At 49.0% G+C, this 20,342-nt stretch carries 15 protein-coding genes; 8 read left to right on the forward strand and 7 right to left on the reverse strand.

Translation table 11 applies throughout. The features are described from left to right. Window positions 1-23 precede the first annotated feature (23 nt). The 7 genes from EG028_RS14085 (at window position 24) to EG028_RS14115 (ending at window position 10,047) form a co-directional block, all read left to right on the forward strand. Window positions 24-1,106, forward strand: coding sequence for a PA0069 family radical SAM protein (locus EG028_RS14085; protein WP_120517219.1), 1,083 nt, complete (start codon window positions 24-26; stop codon window positions 1,104-1,106). 260 nt (window positions 1,107-1,366) lie between these two features. Beyond that, on the forward strand, window positions 1,367-3,235 hold the full coding sequence (locus EG028_RS14090) for a transglutaminase-like domain-containing protein (RefSeq protein ID WP_162946521.1): 1,869 nt from the start codon (window positions 1,367-1,369) through the stop codon (window positions 3,233-3,235). A gap of 7 nt (window positions 3,236-3,242) precedes the next feature. Then, window positions 3,243-5,465, forward strand: coding sequence for a DUF3857 domain-containing protein (locus EG028_RS14095; protein WP_120517217.1), 2,223 nt, complete (start codon window positions 3,243-3,245; stop codon window positions 5,463-5,465). A gap of 547 nt (window positions 5,466-6,012) precedes the next feature. Beyond that, the gene (locus EG028_RS14100; RefSeq protein WP_120517216.1) at window positions 6,013-6,579 is read left to right on the forward strand and encodes a DinB family protein; all 567 of its coding nucleotides are present in this window, start codon (window positions 6,013-6,015) and stop codon (window positions 6,577-6,579) included. Window positions 6,580-6,751: 172 nt separating this feature from the next. Next, a complete protein-coding gene (locus tag EG028_RS14105) occupies window positions 6,752-7,489 on the forward strand; it encodes a hypothetical protein (protein WP_120517215.1) in 738 nt (245 codons plus the stop codon). A 13-nt stretch (window positions 7,490-7,502) separates the two neighbouring features. Beyond that, window positions 7,503-8,576, forward strand: a complete 1,074-nt coding sequence (locus EG028_RS14110; RefSeq protein ID WP_120517214.1) for an AAA family ATPase — start codon at window positions 7,503-7,505, stop codon at window positions 8,574-8,576. Between the two features lie 4 nt (window positions 8,577-8,580). Then, window positions 8,581-10,047 (forward strand): RtcB family protein, encoded by a 1,467-nt coding sequence (locus tag EG028_RS14115; RefSeq protein ID WP_120517213.1) that lies wholly within the window; start codon window positions 8,581-8,583, stop codon window positions 10,045-10,047. A 360-nt stretch (window positions 10,048-10,407) separates the two neighbouring features. Here EG028_RS14115 and EG028_RS14120 read toward each other — a convergent pair whose 3' ends face one another. The 4 genes from EG028_RS14120 to EG028_RS14135 form a co-directional block, all read right to left on the reverse strand. After that, window positions 10,408-11,535: an acyltransferase family protein gene (locus EG028_RS14120; protein ID WP_120517212.1), complete on the reverse strand. Its 1,128-nt coding sequence runs from the start codon at window positions 11,533-11,535 to the stop codon at window positions 10,408-10,410. A 113-nt stretch (window positions 11,536-11,648) separates the two neighbouring features. After that, window positions 11,649-12,569, reverse strand: a complete 921-nt coding sequence (gene fcl, locus EG028_RS14125) for a GDP-L-fucose synthase (protein WP_120517211.1) — start codon at window positions 12,567-12,569, stop codon at window positions 11,649-11,651. Between the two features lie 4 nt (window positions 12,570-12,573). Further along, window positions 12,574-13,686, reverse strand: coding sequence for a GDP-mannose 4,6-dehydratase (gene gmd / locus EG028_RS14130; RefSeq protein ID WP_120517210.1), 1,113 nt, complete (start codon window positions 13,684-13,686; stop codon window positions 12,574-12,576). 43 nt (window positions 13,687-13,729) lie between these two features. Next, complete coding sequence (locus tag EG028_RS14135) at window positions 13,730-15,622, reverse strand: ABC-F family ATP-binding cassette domain-containing protein (RefSeq protein ID WP_120517209.1); 1,893 nt, start codon at window positions 15,620-15,622, stop codon at window positions 13,730-13,732. 400 nt (window positions 15,623-16,022) lie between these two features. Between EG028_RS14135 and EG028_RS14140 the strand changes: the two genes are divergently transcribed. After that, window positions 16,023-16,790, forward strand: coding sequence for a methyltransferase domain-containing protein (locus EG028_RS14140; RefSeq protein WP_162946519.1), 768 nt, complete (start codon window positions 16,023-16,025; stop codon window positions 16,788-16,790). 14 nt (window positions 16,791-16,804) lie between these two features. Here the strand turns inward: EG028_RS14140 and EG028_RS14145 are convergent, their stop codons facing one another. From EG028_RS14145 to EG028_RS14155, 3 genes are all read right to left on the reverse strand, one after another. Next, window positions 16,805-18,118 carry a hypothetical protein gene (locus EG028_RS14145; protein WP_123864671.1) on the reverse strand — a complete coding sequence of 438 codons (1,314 nt, stop codon included), beginning with the start codon at window positions 18,116-18,118 and terminating at the stop codon, window positions 16,805-16,807. Window positions 18,119-18,566: 448 nt separating this feature from the next. Then, the gene (gmd, locus tag EG028_RS14150; RefSeq protein WP_120517206.1) at window positions 18,567-19,679 is read right to left on the reverse strand and encodes a GDP-mannose 4,6-dehydratase; all 1,113 of its coding nucleotides are present in this window, start codon (window positions 19,677-19,679) and stop codon (window positions 18,567-18,569) included. Next, entirely contained in the window at window positions 19,680-20,339 is a 660-nt protein-coding gene (locus tag EG028_RS14155; protein ID WP_120517205.1) for a sugar transferase, read from the reverse strand. It lies immediately after the preceding gene. Window positions 20,340-20,342: the final 3 nt, after the last annotated feature.

The following is a 20,342-nucleotide window of genomic DNA, read 5'->3' on the forward strand; positions in this document are numbered from 1 at the left end:
TTTTACTAAAATAATTAGTGCAAATGACGCTCCCTTTCAGCGACAACGCATCCGGAAACCCTTACTATAAAGGTCGCGGCGCACAGGTAAACCCTAAGAACAAGTACCTGGCCGCCGAATACGCCCAGGAACACCCTGAGGGTATTGACGAATGGTGGCAGGCCGATGTTCCCACGCAGATCTTCGAGGAACATTCCAAAACCCTTGTAAACAAGGTGGAAAGTCCCGATGTAGGCATGTGGTACTCTATGAATCCCTACCAGGGCTGCGAGCATGGCTGTATCTACTGTTACGCGCGCAACACCCACCAGTACTGGGGCTTTAGCGCCGGTCTTGATTTTGAAAGAAAGATCATTGCCAAAAACAATGCGCCGGAGCTGCTCAAAAAATTCCTCAACAACAAAAACTGGGTGCCCAAACCCATTTCCCTCTCCGGAAATACCGATTGTTACCAACCGCTTGAAAGAAAGATGTGGCTCACCCGCCAGCTGCTGGAAGTGGCCTGGGAGTACCGTCAGCCGGTAGGGATCATAACAAAAAACGCGCTGGTGCTACGGGATAAATATATCCTTCAGAAGATGGCGGAGCATAACCTGGTATGCGTGTACGTATCGCTTACTACTTTGCAGGAAGACCTGCGGCAGAAGATGGAACCGCGCACCGCTACCGCGGCGCAGCGCCTGAAAGTGGTGCGGGAACTGTCTGAACTGGGCATTCCCGTAGGGGTTATGACGGCGCCGATCATCCCGGGGCTGAACGATCATGAGATACCACGGCTGCTGGAACAGGCTTCGGAAAACGGGGCGAAGTTTGCGGGATATACGGTGGTAAGATTAAATGATGCGGTGAAGATCATTTTTAACGACTGGTTGTATAAAAACTTCCCGGACAGGGCCGATAAAGTATGGCACCTGGTGGAAAGCATGCACGGCGGAAAAGTGAACGACAGCGATTTCGGGAGGAGAATGCGGGGAGAAGGCAATATCGCGGAACTCATCCGCCAACAATTCAGACTGCAAACCAAGCGGTTAGGCATAAACCAGGAGAAGTTCGAGTTTAATACGGAACTGTTCCAACGGCCTAACAGTCAGTTGAAATTGTTCTGATAAAATAAAAAGGTGGAATTTTTAGGTGGACATGAAGAAGTAACATATAATCTTTATTTGTATCTTTATGTTCCTTATACCTATAATCTATGCCATACAGTCGTAATTGCCTGTACCTCAATGTAATCCTTTGCGGTTTGACCTTGCCGGCCTTGGCCTTTGGGGGAATAAAAAAGCCGGAAAAGGCTGAGCATAAGCGTATTGTTCCGCTTGCTAAGGCTGGAAGCGTCGTTGCCGCGCGGATGTTTTCAGGTGGTGGTTTGAACCAACAGGTTTCCGTTCCCGCCAGAACTCCTTTTCTCCATGAGGCATCCCCTTTTACCGAAGAAAACAAAAACATCGTCATACGCGAAAGAAAAGAACGCTATGAATTCGTTAAAGGCGATGATAAACACCCCGTTTGGGTTAAACAATCCTTCACCACATTTTATCGCTGCGACGAATACCGCGGTTCTATTCCCGTTGTAGAATTTTATGACGACTATAGCCGTGTGGATGAAGTAAAAGCCTATGTGAACGGGGACAGGATGAAAGTAAAGGTCGAGCATGACTATTACTCCGTGGAAGGTTTCTTTTACTCAGATGCGCGCATATGCGGCTTTATGCTGCCGCTGGAGAAAAAAGGCACCGAAAGCAAAGTGGAGCTGCAAAAGACCGTGCTGGACCCGCGTTATTTCACCACCGTGTTTTTCCAGGAAGAATTTTTCCAGGAACAAAAAGAAATAACCCTCGTAGTGCCCCGCTGGATGAAGCTGGAGATCAAAGAAATGAACTTTGGCAAAGCTGGCGTGCAGTCTTCCAAAACCTACGACGAAAAAAATAACGCGGACGTTTATACCTACACCGCCAAAAGCATCAAACCATCCAAATCGGAGCAGAACGCGCCAGGCCCCAGCTACCTGTACCCGCACCTGCTGGTAGTGAGCCATGCCGCTGAAACGCCCGCCGGTAAGATCACCTACTTCGGCAATGTGAACGATCTCTATACCTGGTACCGCAGTCTTGTAAAAGAGATCGGCAACGATCCGGCCGCTATCAAAACCACCGCACTGGACATCACCAAAGACAAAAAAGACGATCTCGAAAAAATAAAAGCCGTGTATACCTGGGTGCAGGAAAACATCCGTTATATCGCTTTCGAAGACGGTATAGCCGGTTTCCGCCCTGCTAAAGCCCAGGATGTACTACAGAAGAAATACGGCGACTGCAAAGGCATGGCCAACCTCACCAAGGAAATGCTCAACGCCCTCGGCCTCGATGCGCGCCTTTGCTGGATAGGTACCCGTCACATCGCCTACGACTATTCCACGCCCACGCTCTCCGTGGACAATCATATGATCTGCGCCGTGAACCTCAAAGGCAAACAATATTTCCTGGACGCCACGGAAACCTATATCGGGTTTGACCAATATGCCGAACGTATACAGGGCCGCCAGGTGCTGATCGAAAACGGTGACCAGTACACGCTTTCCAAAGTGCCCGCCCGTACCTTCGAACAGAACCGGCAGGTGGAAAAAAGAATCCTGCATGTGGAAGGCAATAACCTCGTAGGTTCAGTAGACCACCGTTATACCGGCGAATGCACAGAATATATCCTCACGCAGGCGCACCAGGTGAAAAAAGATAAACTGGAAGAAGCATTGCAGCAGTTCCTCACAAAAGAGAACCGTGCCTACGCCATCTCCTCCGTAAAAACCTCCGACCTGCACGACTGGAGCAAAGACATGACCATTCAGTACGATCTCCAGCACAAAGACGCCGTGAACAATTTTGGTGACGAGCTGTACATCGAGCTGGATTTCCGCAAAGAAATGGAAGACGGGAACATCGATACCACGCTGCGTGAGCATGACCTGTGGCTGAGCTTCAAAAGACAACTGGTACAGGAAACCACGCTGGCCATTCCCGCGGGTTACAAAGTAAAATCGCTTCCACCCGCGGTGAACATCGATCATCCCAAGTATGCCTTCAAAGCGGTGTACGAACAGCAGGCGGACAAAGTAGTGTACCGCAAAGAGATCACCATCAAAAATACCCACCTGGAAAAAAAAGAGTTTTCCGGCTGGAACAACGATATCAAAAAACTACGTCAAACTTACCTGGAACAAATAACCCTTACCAAAAAATAGACCACCTATGAAAACCTATATCGCCATACTGATCTGCCTGCTGCTGCTGATTACAGGCATGATGGCGCAAGAAAGGAAAGTGGAGCCCTGGGATGCCAAAGCCGAGGTGAAATACAAAAAGCGCCTGGCTGAAGTAAAAGAGGAGATCTGGAGCTGGAAGCAGGCCGGTTTTAAAAACCGCACCGTGCCCGCGGAGTACGCCAAAGAATCCGCCGTGGTACTGGCAAAACACATTGAGCTCACTACGCCGGACAAAGACAGGGAGCTACATCGCTCCATCAGGGTGCTGGTAGCTATCAATGATAAGGCCGCCTTGGAAGAATATTCCGAGTTTTCCTTCAAACAGTACGAATCGCTCAGCAGTTGGTACGCCCTGGAGCCGTTCGATAAAATGACCAAAGTGACCTACATGGGCGCCCGCATCTTTAAAAAAGACGGCGGCACCCGCGAAATATACTCGGACGAAGCGGTGGTGACCGAAGTGAACCGCCGGAGCCATAAGACCCGCAAGCTGGCCATCCCGGACCTGCAGGTGGGCGATATGATCGAATACTTTGTACGCGAGGAAAGATTTATCAACCACGCCAATGCCTATACAGAAGAGCTGTTTGTACTGGGAGACGAGGAGCCGGTGATGGAATATTCCGTGCATGTATCCGCCTGGGAAGAGGTGTTTGCCCTGGAATACCGGTGTATGAACGGGGCGCCGAACTTCAAGCAGAAGATAGCGGACCATATGATGCAGCTGGACATGCTCGTGAAAAACGTACCGCCGCAGCCTGTAAAGCTCTGGATGAACCCTTTCAGGCAGATCCCCATGGTGCGCCTGCACCTGCGGGTGGGCGCCCGCCGGGAAAAGCTGGGCCGCCGCAAGGAAGGCACCATCTATAGTAATCCCAACGCCCTCAAGACCCGCGATGAAGCCGTAGCGGAACTGGTGGCCATGCGCAACGCCACATCCTCCGGCACCCTGCCCTTCCTGGGCGAGGTATGGGACAACGTAAAACAATTCAAAAAGACTAATAAAAACGCCTCGGACGAAGAACTGACGCATTATATATATTACCTGATCCGGTATATGGGCCTTTACCGGGTGAACCCGCAGGACGAGATCGTAGTGGACCAGCGCCGCAACTGGGCGGGCCTGAGCGAGCGGAACTTCCTACGGTATGTGAACTATATGCTGGTGAAAAATGATATCGACGCGGATTTTGTGCTGGCCACTCCCCGTTACGGGCCTTCGCAGAACGAGGTATTTGAGACGGACGATTTCCGGGTGATGCTCAAAACTGTGGGTAAAAAGCCGGTGTACATGAGCGCGGAAGGCATCTTTTCCAATACGGAATATATCCCGGCCGAGTTTGAAGGCCAGAAAGCCCCGCTGGTAACGGGCGGGCCCAGGGACGAAAGCATCAAAGGCAACGTAGAGATACCTTACAGCGAGGCGAAGCAGAACCGGCAGGTAGAGAACCTGCTGATCAGTTTCGGGCAGGACGATCTCCAGCAATTGAAGATAGACCGTACTTCCAGCGCCACCGGGCACTTTAAGCAGCCGCTCCAGCAAAAGCTGCTCCTGTACGAAGACTACTATGACGCGGAGCGCCAGGCGCTGGGGATCAAACAATCATTTATGGACGAGTTTGCGGACAGTAAAAGGAACCGTTCCCTGGCGGATGAATACCGCAATGCCTTTGAGAAAGCGAGGAAAGACGTGAAAGAATCCTTCCTGGACGAGGTAAAAACGCAGTTTGACAACCAGCCCGAGAGCCTGGACAAATTCAGTGTGCTGAAGATGGGCCTGCGGCACAACGAACCCGAGATATCGTACAACATGGCCTTTACCATGAACGGATATATTAAAAAGGCCGGGAGCAATTATATAATAGACGCGGGCCGGCTGATAGGGCCACAGATGAGCATCAAGCCGTCTCAGCGGGAGCGGAAGGCGGATGTGTACATGCCTTTTGCCCGTTCTTTTGAGTACAACCTGGAGTTCCGGATACCCGCCGGATACACGCTGGAAGGGGCGGACAAGCTGGCGAGGAGCATTGATAATGAATGCGGAAGCTTTGTAGTGACGACGAAGCAGGCGGAAGGCAAACTGACCGTGTCTGTAAAAAAGATCTATAAAAATGCCTTTGCGCCGGCCGCAAAGTGGCCACAGTTGCTGGAAATGGTGGATGCGGCTGAGGCATTCCAGCAGCAGAAGATCCTGCTCAGGAAGGCATAATTCAAAGAATTTTATGTCGGAAACAATTTTTTAATGAGAAAAATTATGTAAGGAAAAAAATAAAAATTATCTTTGTTGCGTAAACAAACAGTAGTAATAATGTCTCGCAATTGTACATATAAGATGAAGGTCTCAAAGCGCATGCACAAGCAAGCGGGAGATTTCATGCGGGCAGGTTATAACTGGAATTAACAAGACAAAAGTTATCCAAAAGATATAACAGAAGGGTCCCGCAGACGAAGCGGGGCCCTTTTTTTATGGTGCTGATGAATAAAGAATTGCTAATAACAGTGTCTGGAGAGCGATGCATGGCAAAAGCGTCAGGGGAGTACTATAAGGTATGGTCCCGGCGGAGAAGGTATGTTTTGATATAAACGAAAAAAGAACGTTTTAAATCAGGAATATAGCCCGGTCCGCTACGCAAAAGCAGGCCGGGCTTTTTTAATGAAATATGGAAAAATGACAAACGAGACATCTATATACAAACCGAACACAAACACCTGGTAATGGCTTTTATGCAAAAGTGATTGCCCCAAAAATTAGAGCGATGAGAAACGTAGTACAATTCGTAAGAGAGGCCCTGATAAACAACTTCCGGGAACTGGACCAGTGGTTCAAAGAAGATAACGTGTTGCTCCATTTTAAACCCGGAAGGGATCAGTGGAACATCCGTGAGGTACTGGAGCATATCAGCCTTACCAATTATTTTTTATTACTCACTATTAATAAAAGCACCCGGAGGGCGCTGGACCGTAAGCTGGAAGGGCTGATAATCATGCCGCCGCATGATTATGAAGATAAATTCCGGCAGATAGAAATAGTGAGCAGCAAATCATTCGGATGGGTGAACCCCGAGCACCTGGAGCCAAGCGGCAAAAGGAGCCTGGAAGAAGTAAGAACCCTTCTCAAACAACAGTTTGCACAGTGCATGTACAACCTGAGCCTGCTTAAAAACGGAGAAGGCAGGCTGGTGAAAACCGAAATGACCGTCAACAATCTTGGGAAACTGGATATATACCAGTATATCTTTTTCCTGACAAGACATATAGAACGCCACCAGGCGCAGATGAGGGAGTTGAAGGAAAATTTTGAGGAAAGCGCGGTGCTGATATGAATTTTTAATTACGCAAGAGGTAAAGAGTCAACCCGGCTCTCCCACTGCGGGAGAGCTTTTTTTTATCTCTTTATTTTAAACATGCCAACAATGAAAAAGAGTTTAACATCCACATACCAGCCAGATAGAAACGACCGCCTGGCGGTCTTATCAGCTCACTACAACATCAGGTATGATGGATTATATGACAACGGCGCAGGAAAAGGATTACTTGCTATCCTTGCGCATACGGTCCCCGCGGGCAAAAAAACGCGCGCTGCGGGAAGACCGGGAGAAACAACTGCTGGGACTTGAACGGGAACTAAGTACGATCTCCACACTCCAACATAATATGGGTTATGTACCCCTGGATCCGCCGATCATGCGTGGCTGGAAGCGGACCTTTGTGCTGCGCGCCGATGTGGCCGCGGGTACAAAGGCCGCTTTCTACCAGGGAATACTGGACAAGCTCAATGTGTGCGATTATCACCACAGCCGGAAATTTACAACCACCAAAAGGATAAAAGGCCGGAAAGTGAAAATAGAAAAACCGCTTGCATACCCGGACCCTTACCATTGGACCATTCACAAATACAAGTTCAGTGAAGCGGAACTGAAAGAGTTTTGCCTCGAAGAACGTTTTAAAGATGGTGCGGGCGGAAGGTTTGTGTATGTATTCCGCGAGAAATGGCGTTTTGTATTGAAAGTGACGCCCAATATGATCACGGAAGCAAAAGTGGAAAGCACAGCGCTGGAAGCGCGCAAGGCATGGATAGATAACTATCTTGAGCGCAATCATTTCCGCCATGTTTTGCATAAACTGCTTGGCCACAGGAGGAGATTTAAATGCCCTTCCCGCCGCCAGCAGATGCAATTAAAAAACCAGGTCCCAAAGAACACCCTGCAATGGATGTGTTCATTGGACGATTAAAAAATTCCAGACAGTGGAAAACAAAGAGTTACAAAAAATCGTAGCACACGCGAACCTGTGCGATGACTTTTATATAGACGCACATGCCCTTTACCTCCAGACCCACCAGAAGATGCCGAGCGTAAGCTCGATGTACCAGGTGGATTTCAGGAAAGCATTTAGCTGGATCAAAGAAAACCGCGCTGAATGGATCGAGGATATTTATACCTACAGGGATTACGACCGCTCTGATAAAAAGTATGAATACGACCGCATCATCATCATCCTTAAAAATGTACCCGTGATGCTGGTACTCGCCGAAAACTTCATTGAAATACTGCACAGCGAAAATGACCTTCCCCTGGTGGAAGAACTTACCGCCGGCCTGCAGCCTTTCCGGCAAGGACAAAAACGGAAAGCCCACGAAATAAACCTCGTGGTGCAGAACAAAGGTAGCATGACCCTGCGCAGCATGGAGATCAAACGGACGAAACTGGACCTGGGCCTGTATTATGAACCGGATTTTGCGGACATCGACAGGCTCATCCTCAAACGCCTCAACACCAGCAAGGATAAGGGCCTGGTGTTGCTGCACGGAAAGCCCGGTACGGGCAAGACCACCTACCTGCGCCACCTTACCGGCCGGCTGAAAAAGCGTATCCTTTTTCTTCCGCCCACAGTGGCACAGGAAATAACCGGCCCTTCATTCATTGAATTGCTGATGAGTTACCCCAACAGCGTGCTCGTGATCGAAGACGCGGAGAACATCCTGGCAGACAGGGAGCAGTCGGAAAACTCCTCCGTTTCCAACCTGCTCAACCTGTCCGACGGATTGTTGGCAGACTGTTTGAACGTACAGGTAATCTGTACCTTTAACGGCGCCCTCTCTAAGATCGACAGCGCATTATTGCGTAAAGGAAGGCTGATAGCCCAGTATGAATTCAGGGAGCTGTCCGTGCAAAAGGCACAGCAGCTGAGCGCACACCTTGGTTTCGATACGGCGATCAGCCGGCCGATGAGCATCGCTGAAATCGCCAATCAGCACGAACGAACATTTGAAGTAAAAAAGGTGCAGCCGATTGGATTCCGGGCTGCACTGCAATCCTAGACCAATGGCAAAACTAAAATTACGGGGCAAGGACCTGCGGAACATCGGTTACCCTGAGGGGCCGGTGATCAGCGTAGCCATCACCGTGATGGAACAACATTACAAACATTATACGCAGGAAGCCGCACTGGCCCTCCTGCACCAGGTACTGGAAGCCCCGGCTTCCTTTACGGAAGACGAACAGCTTTCGAAGATCGCGGGAAAACTGATCGTGGAAGAGCCCACAGAGATCGCGATCAATGCGGAGGCGGTGCCTTACCGGGTATACGGAAAAGAGTTCATCGACGAAGGCGCCATCCGGCAGATGGATTACGCGATGAGGCTGCCGGTGACGGTAGCCGGGGCGCTGATGCCGGACGCACACCAGGGCTATGGCCTGCCTATCGGCGGGGTGCTGGCGGTAAAAAACGCCGTGATCCCGTACGGTGTGGGCGTGGATATCGGTTGCCGGATGTGCCTGAGCATCCTGGATATTCCGCATACCCAGCTGGAAAAACAGGCTTCAGTCTTCAAAAGGGAGCTGAAAGCCGGTACTGTTTTCGGCGCGGGTGCGGAATGGAAGCCGCGTATAGACGATGAAGTGCTGGAACACCCGGCCTTCAGCGAGATCGGGCTGCTGAAACACCTGCACGCCAAAGCCGCGGGCCAGTTGAGCACCTCCGGCTCCGGCAACCACTTCGTGGAATGGGGCCTGGTGGAGATCACGGATGCGCAGAACGAATTCGGCCTGGCAACCGGTACGTACCTGGGCCTGCTGTCCCACTCCGGTTCCCGTGGACTGGGGGCGCAGATCGCGGGGCATTATACCAAACTGGCCCGTGAGATCTGCCAGCTGCCGCGGGAAGTGCAGCACCTCGCCTGGCTGGGCCTGGATACCGAAGAAGGCCAGGAATACTGGACGGCGATGAACCTGGCGGGCGATTACGCCTCCGCCTGTCATCACCAGATCCACCGGAGGCTGATCAAGGCAGTGGGTGGTACTTTGCTGGCAAGGGTGGAAAATCACCACAATTTCGCCTGGAAAGAGACCCATGGAGGGGAAGAGCTGGTCGTGCACCGGAAAGGGGCTACACCGGCCGGAAAAGGGGCATTAGGGGTTATTCCCGGCTCCATGACCGCCCCCGGTTTTATCGTACGTGGCCGCGGCGAAGCTGCGTCCCTGGACTCGGCTTCCCACGGGGCAGGGCGGCAGATGAGCCGGAGCAAGGCCACACAGAGCTTTACCCGTCACGAACTGACCAGGATACTGGCGGATCATAAGGTCCACCTGATCGGCGGCGGCCTGGACGAAGCGCCGGGCGCGTATAAGAACATCACGGAAGTGATGGCCGCGCAAACCGCGCTGGTGGATGTGATCGGTACTTTCCTTCCGAAGATCGTACGGATGGCGGACGGTGTCTCCACTACTACTATTACACTACTGTTAGACTACTCTACTACTACACTACCACTACTGTTAGACTACTCTTAGAGCCAATTGTCATGGTCATGACAAATGTGGCGTTTTCATACACTCCCATACACTATCCAAGGCGTATCCTGGGAGTATCGTAGGAGTAACCATGCCTTTCCCCACCTTTACATAAAGGTTGGCCAATAGGGGAAGCCTGCCATTTTTGCCTGATAGGGACGGTTAAAATGGCAGCGGGTGGGGGTAAGTATGCTTTTGATACGCTTTTGATATGCTCTTGCTATGCTTTTGATATGCTTCAGGTGCAGCTGATAGTGTTTCAACTGAAAACTTTAAAGGTGCATGGCCCATCCTAAAGCTACCTATTCAGACAAGAAGGGCCGCTCAACTGAGCAGCCCTTTCCAAAACGGAAGTTCCGGTTACACCCGGATATATATCTTCCTGCGGTCCATCCACCAGCCCAGCAGCCAGAGGATCAGCACATGGAACAGGCCGAACAGCAACGAGCCGGGATAATCCCCGAAAGCCGGCTGAAACACATGGCCATATAACCAGCCGTAAAGATTTTCATTTTCAGGCCCGATGCGGAACAGGAAATACAACTTCACGATCACCCCGCTCATCACGTAAATGAACAGCGGGTTTTTACCGAATACTTCAAAGAAATAAGTACCCGCGCGTAACCCTTTCAGCTCGATCAGCCAGATAAATATAGACAGCAGCAGCGTGGCAATGCCTACTGTGTACAACACATAGGAACTGGTCCAGATCTTTTTGTTGATAGGGAAAACCGTATTCCACAGCAGCGCTACGGCTACCATGATCGTACCCGCCAGCACCAGCTTCATCAGCATATTCCGGCTGTGACGGTTCTGCTGCACAAAACGGCCCACGAGGAAACCGAACACCACGTTGCCGATTGCGGGAATAGTGCTTAGCAGGCCTTCCGGATCAAAGGCGATGCCTTCGCCATGGTACATGTGTTTTTCACCGAGTATAGCCCGGTCCACCTGGAGGCCGATATGGCCTTCCAGGCTGTAAGGATCGCTGCCGCCCAGGAAATAGAGGATAGCCCAATAACCCAGCAATAAAACGCAGGTGGCAATAAAGGCGCCTTTTGGTTTCAGGTAATGGATCAGCAGCGCGCCGATGCCGTAACAAAGCGCGATGCGTTGCAATACGCCGAATATGCGGAGGGTATCAAGACTTTTCATGACCATATTCCCATCGCCGTCGTATTTCACGAAGGGGAACAGGTTCAGCAGCAGGCCGATGATAAAGATGAGGGCGGTGCGTTTGAGTATCTTTCCCAGTACCTGCGCATTGCTCAGCTGGTCAAACTTTTTCATGGCAAAACTCATGGCATTGCCTACAGCGAACAGGAAAAAGGGAAATACGAGATCGGTGGGCGTGCAGCCATGCCACTTCGCATGGAGTAAAGGCCCGTATACATGGCTCCAGCTGCCGGGTGTGTTCACCAGGATCATGCCTGCCACCGTGAGCCCGCGAAACACATCGAGGGATAGGAAACGTTGATTTTGGTTCATATAGTTAAGGTCAGGTTTATCATTTAAATCTACTATAAAAATTCAATCGCATGGGAATTTTTAGAGTGATGATAAACGAAGGAAGCGGCTACCGACCGGGACTTTGGTATCTATCAGCTGAATTTCTCTTCATACACTTTCCTGATGCCTTCCTCCAGCGGGATGCCGGCTTTCCAGCCCAGGGCCGTCAGTTTGGATACATCCATCAGCTTGCGGGGCGTGCCGTCCGGTTTGGAGGCATCGAACGTGAGTTTCCCTTCGTAGCCGGTGATCTTTTGGATCAGGCGGGCGAGGTCCGCGATACTGATGTCTTCCCCCACGCCGATATTGATCGGGCCGGGCTCGTTGTAACGTTGCATGAGGAAATAACAGGCGTCCGCCATATCGTCCGCGTGCAGGAACTCGCGGAGCGGCGTGCCGGAGCCCCAGATGGTCACTTCGGGCGTGTTATTCACCCGGGCTTCGTGAAACTTCCGCAGCAGGGCAGGCAATACATGTGAGGTCTGCAGGTCGTAGTTGTCATTCGGGCCGTACAGGTTCGTGGGCATCACGGAAATAAAATCAGCGCCATACTGGCTGCGGTATGCATCGCAGAGTTTGATGCCGGCTATTTTGGCAATGGCGTAGGGTTCGTTTGTAGGCTCCAGCAGTCCGGTGAGCAGGTATTCTTCTTTCAGCGGCTGCGGCGCCAGTTTGGGATAGATGCAGGAAGAGCCGAGGAACATCAGCTTTTTGACGCCGTTCATATACGCATGATGGATCACATTGTTCTGGATCATCAGGTTGTCGTAGATGAATTCCGCGCGGTAGGTATTGTTCGCCACAATGCCGCCTACTTTCGCGGCGGCAAGGAACACGTGGTCCGGTCTTTCTTCTTTGAAAAAAGCCTCCACGGCGGCCTGGTTGCGAAGATCGAGGTCCGCGGAAGTGCGGGTGATAAAGTTGGTAAACCCTTCTTTCTCCAGCCTTCTCCTGATGGCCGAGCCCACCATGCCGCGGTGGCCTGCGATATATATCCTGTCCTGTAACTGCATAAGATTATTCAAACTGGTTTAAAACTTTATATCCCGCGTCTTTCAGGAGTTTTTCCCGGCGGAACAGTTCCACGTCCGCCGCTACCATTTCTTTTACTAGCGTGTAAAGATCATATTCCGGCTTCCAGTTAAGCTGTGTTTGCGCTTTGGTAGGGTCGCCAATAAGGAGGTCTACCTCGGTAGGCCTGAAATAACGGGGATCTATCGCCACTACTTCCTTGCCTACAGGAATGGGGAAATCAGGATTGAAGCTTTTGGCAACAAAGGCTTTTTCATTTACGCCTTCTCCTTCAAACCTCAATTCAACGCCCACTTCGGCAAAGCTGAGGCTGATAAATTCACGTACTGTATTGGTGATGCCGGTGGCTATCACATAATCTTCAGCTTTATCCTGCTGGAGTATGAGCCACATAGCTTTTACATAATCTTTAGCATGGCCCCAGTCACGTTTTGCGTCGAGGTTGCCCATGTATAACTTATCTTGTAGCCCGAGAGCGATCTTAGCTACACCGCGGGTGATCTTGCGCGTTACGAAAGTTTCTCCACGTAAAGGGCTTTCATGGTTAAAGAGTATGCCGTTGCTGGCAAACATGTTATAAGCTTCCCGGTAATTAACGGTGATCCAAAATGCGTACATTTTCGCTACAGCATATGGGGAACGGGGATAGAACGGTGTTTTTTCTGACTGGGGCACTTCCTGCACCAGCCCGTATAATTCCGACGTGGAGGCCTGGTATATTCTGGTTTTTTTTGTCAGGCCCAGCAGGCGAACGGCTTCCAGTATGCGAAGGGTGCCAATGCCGTCCACATCCGCGGTATATTCAGGCGCTTCGAAGCTAACCTGGACATGGCTCATGGCTCCCAGGTTATATATTTCATCGGGTTGAACTTCCTGTATTATGCGGATAAGGTTGGTGGAATCTGACAGATCGCCATAATGCAGTTTAAGGTGGACGTTCTGCTCATGCGGGTCCTGGTAGAGGTGATCTATTCTGTCTGTATTAAAAAGCGAAGCGCGGCGTTTGATGCCGTGAACTTCATAGCCTTTCTTCAGCAATAATTCGGTTAAATATGCACCGTCCTGCCCGGTGATACCGGTGATTAATGCTTTTTTCATTTGATCGATTTTCTTAATTTCCCGCAAAGATAACATTTAATAATCAAGAGAAAAGCTCGCTCAATTCCAGCCAACGCATACCTTTATCGTCCAGCAGCTGCATGATCTCCCCGATGCGGTTGGAGGCTTTCTGCAATTGGTCGTAAGGCAGGGTGCCCTCGGCCAGCTGGGTTTCCAGCAGCTTTTTTTCCTGCTCCAGGGATCCGATCTCCTTTTCAAGCAATTCCAGTTCCCGTTTCTCTTTAAAAGACATCTTGCGGCCTTTCGGGGCTGCGGGGGCTTCCGTTTCCAAGGGTTTGGGGGCAACGGGCTCGGGGATGGTCTTGAGTTTTTCCTGGTCTTTCTCCCATTCGCGGTACTGGGAGTAGTTGCCCGGGAAGTCGCGTACCTCGCCGTCCCCTTCGAATACAAAAAGGTGATCCACCAGTTTGTCCATAAAGTAACGGTCGTGGCTCACGATCACGATGCAGCCCTGGTAGGCTTGCAGGAAATCTTCCAGGATGCTGAGCGTGGGCAGGTCCAGGTCATTGGTCGGTTCATCGAGGATAAGGAAGTTCGGGTTGCGGAAGAGGATAGATAGCAGGTGGAGCCTGCGTTTTTCCCCGCCGCTGAGCTTGGAGATGTAAGTATATTGTTTTTCCGGGCTGAAGAGGAACAGTTGCAGGAACTGCGCCGCGCTCACCTTGGTACCGTCCGCCAGGGGGAAGTTTTCCGCGATGTTTTTTACGAACTCGATCACCCGCATATCCTCCTTCACGATCAGGCCCTGCTGGGAGTAGTTGCCGAACACGACGGTATCTCCCACATTGATCTTCCCGGAATCCGCCGCTTCGGTGCCCATGAGCATATTGAGGAAGGTGGATTTTCCCACGCCGTTCTTACCCACTACGCCGATGCGTTCGCCTTTTTTGAAGGTATAATCGAAACCTTTAAGGATCTGCAGAGGCCCGTAGGCTTTGTAGACTTTTTTCAGTTCCAGGATCTTGCCGCCGAGCCGGGTCATTTTCACGTTCAGCTCCAGCTGCTGCTGTTCGATCCGTTTGGCGGCGCGCTCTTTTACTTCGTAAAAAGCGTCCTGCCGGGATTTGGACTTGGTGGTACGGGCCTTGGGCTGCTTGCGCATCCATTCCAGCTCTTTGCGGTACAGGTTGCGGGCTTTTTCAGTGCTGGAGCGGTCGGATTCCTCGCGGGCGGCTTTTTTCTCGAGATAGTTCTCGTAATTGCCTTTGTAGATATACAGTTGTTCGTTGTCCAGCTCCATGATCTCGTTGCACACGCTGTCCAGGAAATAGCGGTCGTGGGTAACGAGCAGCAGGGTTACGTTCTCCTGGTCCAGGTAATTTTCCAGCCATTCGATCATGCTTACGTCCAGGTGGTTGGTCGGTTCGTCCATGATGAGGAGGGTGTGTTTGTGTTCAAACCCTATGTCTATCAATACTTTAGCTAGCGCCACCCGTTTCTGCTGGCCGCCGGAGAGGGTTCCAACGGGCTGGTCCAGGTGGTGGATATTGAGTTTGCCGAGGATCTGTTTCACTTTACTGTCGAAGTGCCAGGCGTTCAGCTCGTCCATTTTGGCGATGGAGGCGGTGAGCAGGGTGGCGTCCGGTTCGGCGTCATCGTCTGTGAGCAGCTCGTATTCCTTGATGGCGTTCAGGATGGGGTGTTCGTGATCGAAGATGTTTTCGAGAACGGACTGGTTCATGTTGAAGTTCGAAGACTGTTCGAGCATAACAACCGTAACATCTTTATGAATCCATACTTTGCCGGCGTCGGCGGTTTCCTTGCCACAGAGGATCTTGAGGAGGGTAGATTTGCCGGTGCCGTTGAGGGCCACCAGGGCGATTTTGTCGCCTTCTTCTATATGAAAGGAGATATTTTCGAAAAGGGGGGTGATGCCGTACGATTTGGCAAGCCCTTCCACTGTAACATAATGCATGGTGCGAAGGTAACCTGTTTTGTTAAAATTGGTTTTTTCAATATTTATTTCGTATATTCATAAAGGAAAATGTTACACCAGTAAGCGCTATGAACAACCGGGGAATATGAGAACCTTATCCAATAATCATTTGAATTTATTGAAAAGAGACTGACGTAATTGATAATTGCGTGTATACTTTCCTGTGTGAGTGAAAAAGAGAGCGAAGGAAAGGGAGGTTATTTCATCCCATGTGATTTGCCCCATTTGCACGGCCTTTATCCATCAGTTAAGTATCTTTTGTTTGGTTCCCCTGGTTTTAAGATAAAAAACGCCCGCTGGAAAGCGGGCGTTTTGGTAAGTTGTGGTTATCGGCTAATTATTTATGTTATATTTGTTAATAAATTCAATTTTCTATTATATGCATGTTTACGTTACGCATCCCATACTTTTATTAAAACAGATCAAAAAAAAAGTTCTAGGTGCTAACCAGGATGCTTTTATGCATTTTGTTGATCTATTTCGGGACAAAATTGGTCTTGAAATTGGAGGGCCGAGCAGTATATTTCAGGATAAGGGGTACTTGCCTGCTTATAAGTTTGCAAAAAGGGTAGACGGAGTTAATTTTTCAAATTCTACGGTATGGGAAGGTAATATTGAAGAGGGGATGTCGTACCGGTATGCCACAGATAAGCAGGGCTACCAGTTTATCAACGAAGGGAATGATCTGTCCAGAATAGAGCCTCATCAATACGATTTTATATTAAGCAGTCATAATCTTGAACATTTTGCCAACCCGCTGAAGGCAGTTAAGGAGTGGCATAGGGTGTTGAAACCCGGTGGCGCAATGTTGGTCATTCTTCCTGACAAACGTTACACATTTGATCACTTACGGCCGACAACTACAATGAAACATCTCAAGGAAGACTTTCAAAAAGATATCGGCGAGGATGATCTGACACACTTGGAAGAGATTTTGAAACTTCACGATCTTTCCAGGGACCCTGGAGCAAGAGAAATTGATTTCGAGGAGCGTTCGAAGAGGAATTTCGAGAATCGTTGTCTGCATCATCATGTTTTTGACGGGCATTTGGTCAAGGAAATATATGATTACTTCAACATCGAAACTTTATTTGTACGGCAAGAAGCTCCTTATAACCTAATAGTTATGGGCCGGAAGAAGCTATAGGATTTGATGCGCGCTTAAAAATCATAATAAAACTGCCGGAAGGTGCTTCTCAGGCCGAGTGAAAAAATGAATTCCTGGTTTGTTTCCAGGGAATTCTTTTCCCGGCGGGCAGCAGCGGACGCTTCTAACCGCAAATTATATTTTGGATTTAATATGAAGGCAATTGATCCTTGTCCATACAGAAAGTCTGTTTTTACACCCTGACCGAATCTGATATCATAATCACCGGGCCGCTTAATATAGTTTTTAAAAATATCCTGTCCATAACTAATATCAGTTGCAGGATCATCCAACCCATAATTAGCATAGTTTAGCTGAGCGCGTATATACCATCTTTTATAGGTGTAAGATGCGATTGCCAGTATTTCTTTGAAATTGGCTCCCATCGGGTGGGCCAATGACTGGTTGTAATGTGCGTAGTTTGTTCTGGTATTGCTATATGAATAGGTATATGGCCTTACTGCATTGAACTCTCCCTGCAGATCCAGTTTGGGTATCTTAAAGAGATCGAAGGAGCGGAAACCGAATTGCGCAGACCATTTGTTGCCCCACCAGCCGTCTGAGCTCAGCAGTTCCTTTATTTTGAGTTCATCAAAAACAATTTGGCCATAAACGGTGGTCTTAGAGAAAATTTTGTACTTGATATTCATTCCCAGCAACGCATTATCTGAAGAACCGGTGGAGTATTCGGCGGGACGGAGGAAAATTACCGGGTTCATGTAACTCCAATCAAATCCTCTTTTTCGGCCTGATGTATCGGCATCGGGCCAGATTACGGCGTCAAACAGGCCTATTGTGAGTTTTTTAGTAGCGTTCCAGTCGAGGAAATGGAATACTCCCCATTTTTTGTCGTAGCCAATACCTTCATACGCCTGTCCAAATGACTTGGTAGCCAGGTCCATGAATTGCGACCACATGGAGGTATACTGAAACTGGCCAAGGTTGGCGGTGATTTTCAGGTAAGGATAGCTGAAGGCAACGTCAGAAAGAATGAGCGAGCGATAACCATCGCCATAAGAGTTGGTGCCATAGCCTAACGTAAAATTCAAATAATGGTTGGGAGTATAAGAGAGAAAGGCCGTTACATAGTTGTAGTCATAACTTTCGCCGGGCACTTCACCCGGATCGAACTTTACTTCGCCCTGACCGGGAATTACCCTTTTGCGAGCAACGAAACTATCAAGATAAACGGGGAACATTCCCTGGTTTTCAAAAAAAGAGCTTTCAAAGTAAAATTTCTTTCCGATGTTGGCTTGTACGCGTGCTCCCCTGGTGTTCAACCAAAGTGTTTTATTCTGATTGCTTTTGCCCAGCTGAAGATCCGGCAAAAAATCGATAAAGACATTATAGTCCGGCTGGCGGAACTCGAACAGATGTTCTTTAAAAAGTTTGCGGTGGAACCAGCTTCGTTTGGTGGTGTCTGTTTGGTATAAAGCACTGGTATCCTCGTGAAGGATAGGTTTAAGGGCGGTATGCCTGTTGACTGAATCGAGATAAAGGTCTCTGTAGTTATACACATTATAGGGTACAATTACCGGTAATTTCTCCTGCGCAAAAGCGTTGACAGTAAACAGAAAACCTGTTGCCAGTAGGATAAATTGCTTCATTCAGCGGAGTTTTGTTGCTTGGAACGTCAAAAAGTATGCCTTAATCGGGAAAAGCAGGTATTGTTGAATGTTCTGCCAGCCTTAAGATGTTATTTTTTATGAAATGCTTTATTTCAGCCATTCGTTTTTTGTGGCTGACGTATATATCCTTGTCTGGCGTTTGCCTGTGTTATTCATACTGATTTAAAACATTGTACCCGGCTTCTTTCAACAGTTTTTCACGTTTGAAAAGCTCCACATCGGAAACGACCATTTCTTTTACCAGTGCAGTCAGGTCATATTTAGGTTCCCATTTTAGCCTGGCTTTTGATTTTGACGGATCGCCGATCAGCAGTTCAACTTCCGTCGGCCTGAAATAGCGTGGATCTATACCAACTACTTCCTGGCCGATTTTACCATTGAAGTCAGAATCACTGCAGCTCTTGATGAAACCTTTTTCGTCAACGCCTGTTCCGCTGAATTCAATTTCAATACCAACTATTGCAAAGGCCATCCTGATGAATTCCCTTACCGGTGTTGTTATGCCGGTGGCGATTACATAATCTTCAGGCGAGTCTTGCTGGAGGATCAGCCACATGGCTTCCACATAATCTTTTGCATGACCCCAGTCGCGTCTGGCGTCCAGGTTTCCCATATATAGCTTGTCCTGCAGTCCCAAGGCAATTTTTGCCACACCACGTGTTATCTTCCTGGTAACGAATGTTTCACCGCGGAGAGGGCTTTCGTGGTTGAACAGGATGCCGTTACAGGCAAACATGCCATATGCTTCGCGATAATTCACTGTGATCCAATAGGCGTATAACTTTGCCACAGCGTAAGGGGAGCGGGGATAAAAAGGAGTTTTTTCGGATTGCGGAACTTCCTGTACAAGGCCGTATAGTTCCGACGTAGACGCCTGATAGATTTTGGTTTTTTGCGTCAACCCCAACAGGCGTACTGCTTCCAATATCCTCAACGTACCAATGCCATCCGCATCGGCTGTATATTCAGGTGCTTCAAAGCTAACCTGCACATGACTCATTGCACCGAGGTTATAAATTTCATCAGGCTGAACGTCCTGAATGATACGGATAAGGTTGGTGGAGTCTGTAAGATCGCCATAATGAAGCTTGAAATTTACTTTTTGTTCATGTGGGTCCTGGTATAAATGATCGATGCGGTTGGTATTGAGTAATGAACTTCTTCTTTTTACCCCATGTACTTCATATCCTTTACTGAGTAGCAATTCAGTCAGATATGCGCCATCCTGGCCAGTAACACCGGTAATTAATGCTTTTTTCATTTAAATTTTTCTTTGAGGGAGGTTTCTTAATTTGTACGGAAGCTTACTGTTGGGGAAAATGATGACCCAGGCGGTTAGGAAAATTAGCTTGAGATCGGTGATAAGCGATTTATGCTGCTGATACCACAATTCCAGTTCTCCCTTATAAGGAGCGATTACCGCCTCGTAGTACTGTGCGGGTGGAACAGTAGCTGAGCTGATTAACAATTCCTCATCCCTGAAAACAATTGAGCCGATGCCAGTGATGCCCGGTTTGGAATCATACACCCTCTTTTGTACATTTTCCGGATATGCATTAAACGTTTTATCAACCAACGGCCTTGGCCCAACAAGACTCATATCGCCTTTCAAAACGTTAATGATCTGAGGCAATTCATTGATCTTCGTAATTCTTAAAAAGCCACCTAGTGGCGTAACTCTGGGGTCGTTCCGCAGCGTAATTTCACCTGTGCCCATGTTAGGGCTGTTCTTTAGCATTGTGGCGAACTTCCAGATGTAAAAATACTGGTTTTTATACCCGATCCTTTTTTGGAAATAGAATATTTCACCTTCCCCGGTTAATTTCAATAATATGCAGATAATGAGCAGGAAAGGGGATAAAATAAGCAGGACCATTAAGGAAATAACAATATCCAGCAATCTCTTTAAAAACTTGTACATACC

Origin of the sequence: Chitinophaga barathri (assembly GCF_003807585.1) — a bacterium.
Taxonomy (GTDB): Bacteria; Bacteroidota; Bacteroidia; order Chitinophagales; family Chitinophagaceae; genus Chitinophaga; species Chitinophaga barathri.

What these genes read in the sequence shown, in the direction of transcription:
- EG028_RS14085 (WP_120517219.1), top strand. Translation starts at nt 24, where the DNA reads ATGACGCTCCCTTTCAGCGACAACGCATCCGGAAACCCTTACTATAAA.
- EG028_RS14095 (WP_120517217.1), top strand. Translation starts at nt 3,243, where the DNA reads ATGAAAACCTATATCGCCATACTGATCTGCCTGCTGCTGCTGATTACA.
- EG028_RS14100 (WP_120517216.1), top strand. Translation starts at nt 6,013, where the DNA reads ATGAGAAACGTAGTACAATTCGTAAGAGAGGCCCTGATAAACAACTTC.
- EG028_RS14105 (WP_120517215.1), top strand. Translation starts at nt 6,752, where the DNA reads ATGATGGATTATATGACAACGGCGCAGGAAAAGGATTACTTGCTATCC.
- EG028_RS14115 (WP_120517213.1), top strand. Translation starts at nt 8,581, where the DNA reads ATGGCAAAACTAAAATTACGGGGCAAGGACCTGCGGAACATCGGTTAC.
- EG028_RS14120 (WP_120517212.1), bottom strand. Translation starts at nt 11,535, where the DNA reads ATGAACCAAAATCAACGTTTCCTATCCCTCGATGTGTTTCGCGGGCTC.
- fcl (WP_120517211.1), bottom strand. Translation starts at nt 12,569, where the DNA reads ATGCAGTTACAGGACAGGATATATATCGCAGGCCACCGCGGCATGGTG.
- gmd (WP_120517210.1), bottom strand. Translation starts at nt 13,686, where the DNA reads ATGAAAAAAGCATTAATCACCGGTATCACCGGGCAGGACGGTGCATAT.
- EG028_RS14135 (WP_120517209.1), bottom strand. Translation starts at nt 15,622, where the DNA reads ATGCATTATGTTACAGTGGAAGGGCTTGCCAAATCGTACGGCATCACC.
- EG028_RS14140 (WP_162946519.1), top strand. Translation starts at nt 16,023, where the DNA reads ATGCATGTTTACGTTACGCATCCCATACTTTTATTAAAACAGATCAAA.
- gmd (WP_120517206.1), bottom strand. Translation starts at nt 19,679, where the DNA reads ATGAAAAAAGCATTAATTACCGGTGTTACTGGCCAGGATGGCGCATAT.
- EG028_RS14155 (WP_120517205.1), bottom strand. Translation starts at nt 20,339, where the DNA reads ATGTACAAGTTTTTAAAGAGATTGCTGGATATTGTTATTTCCTTAATG.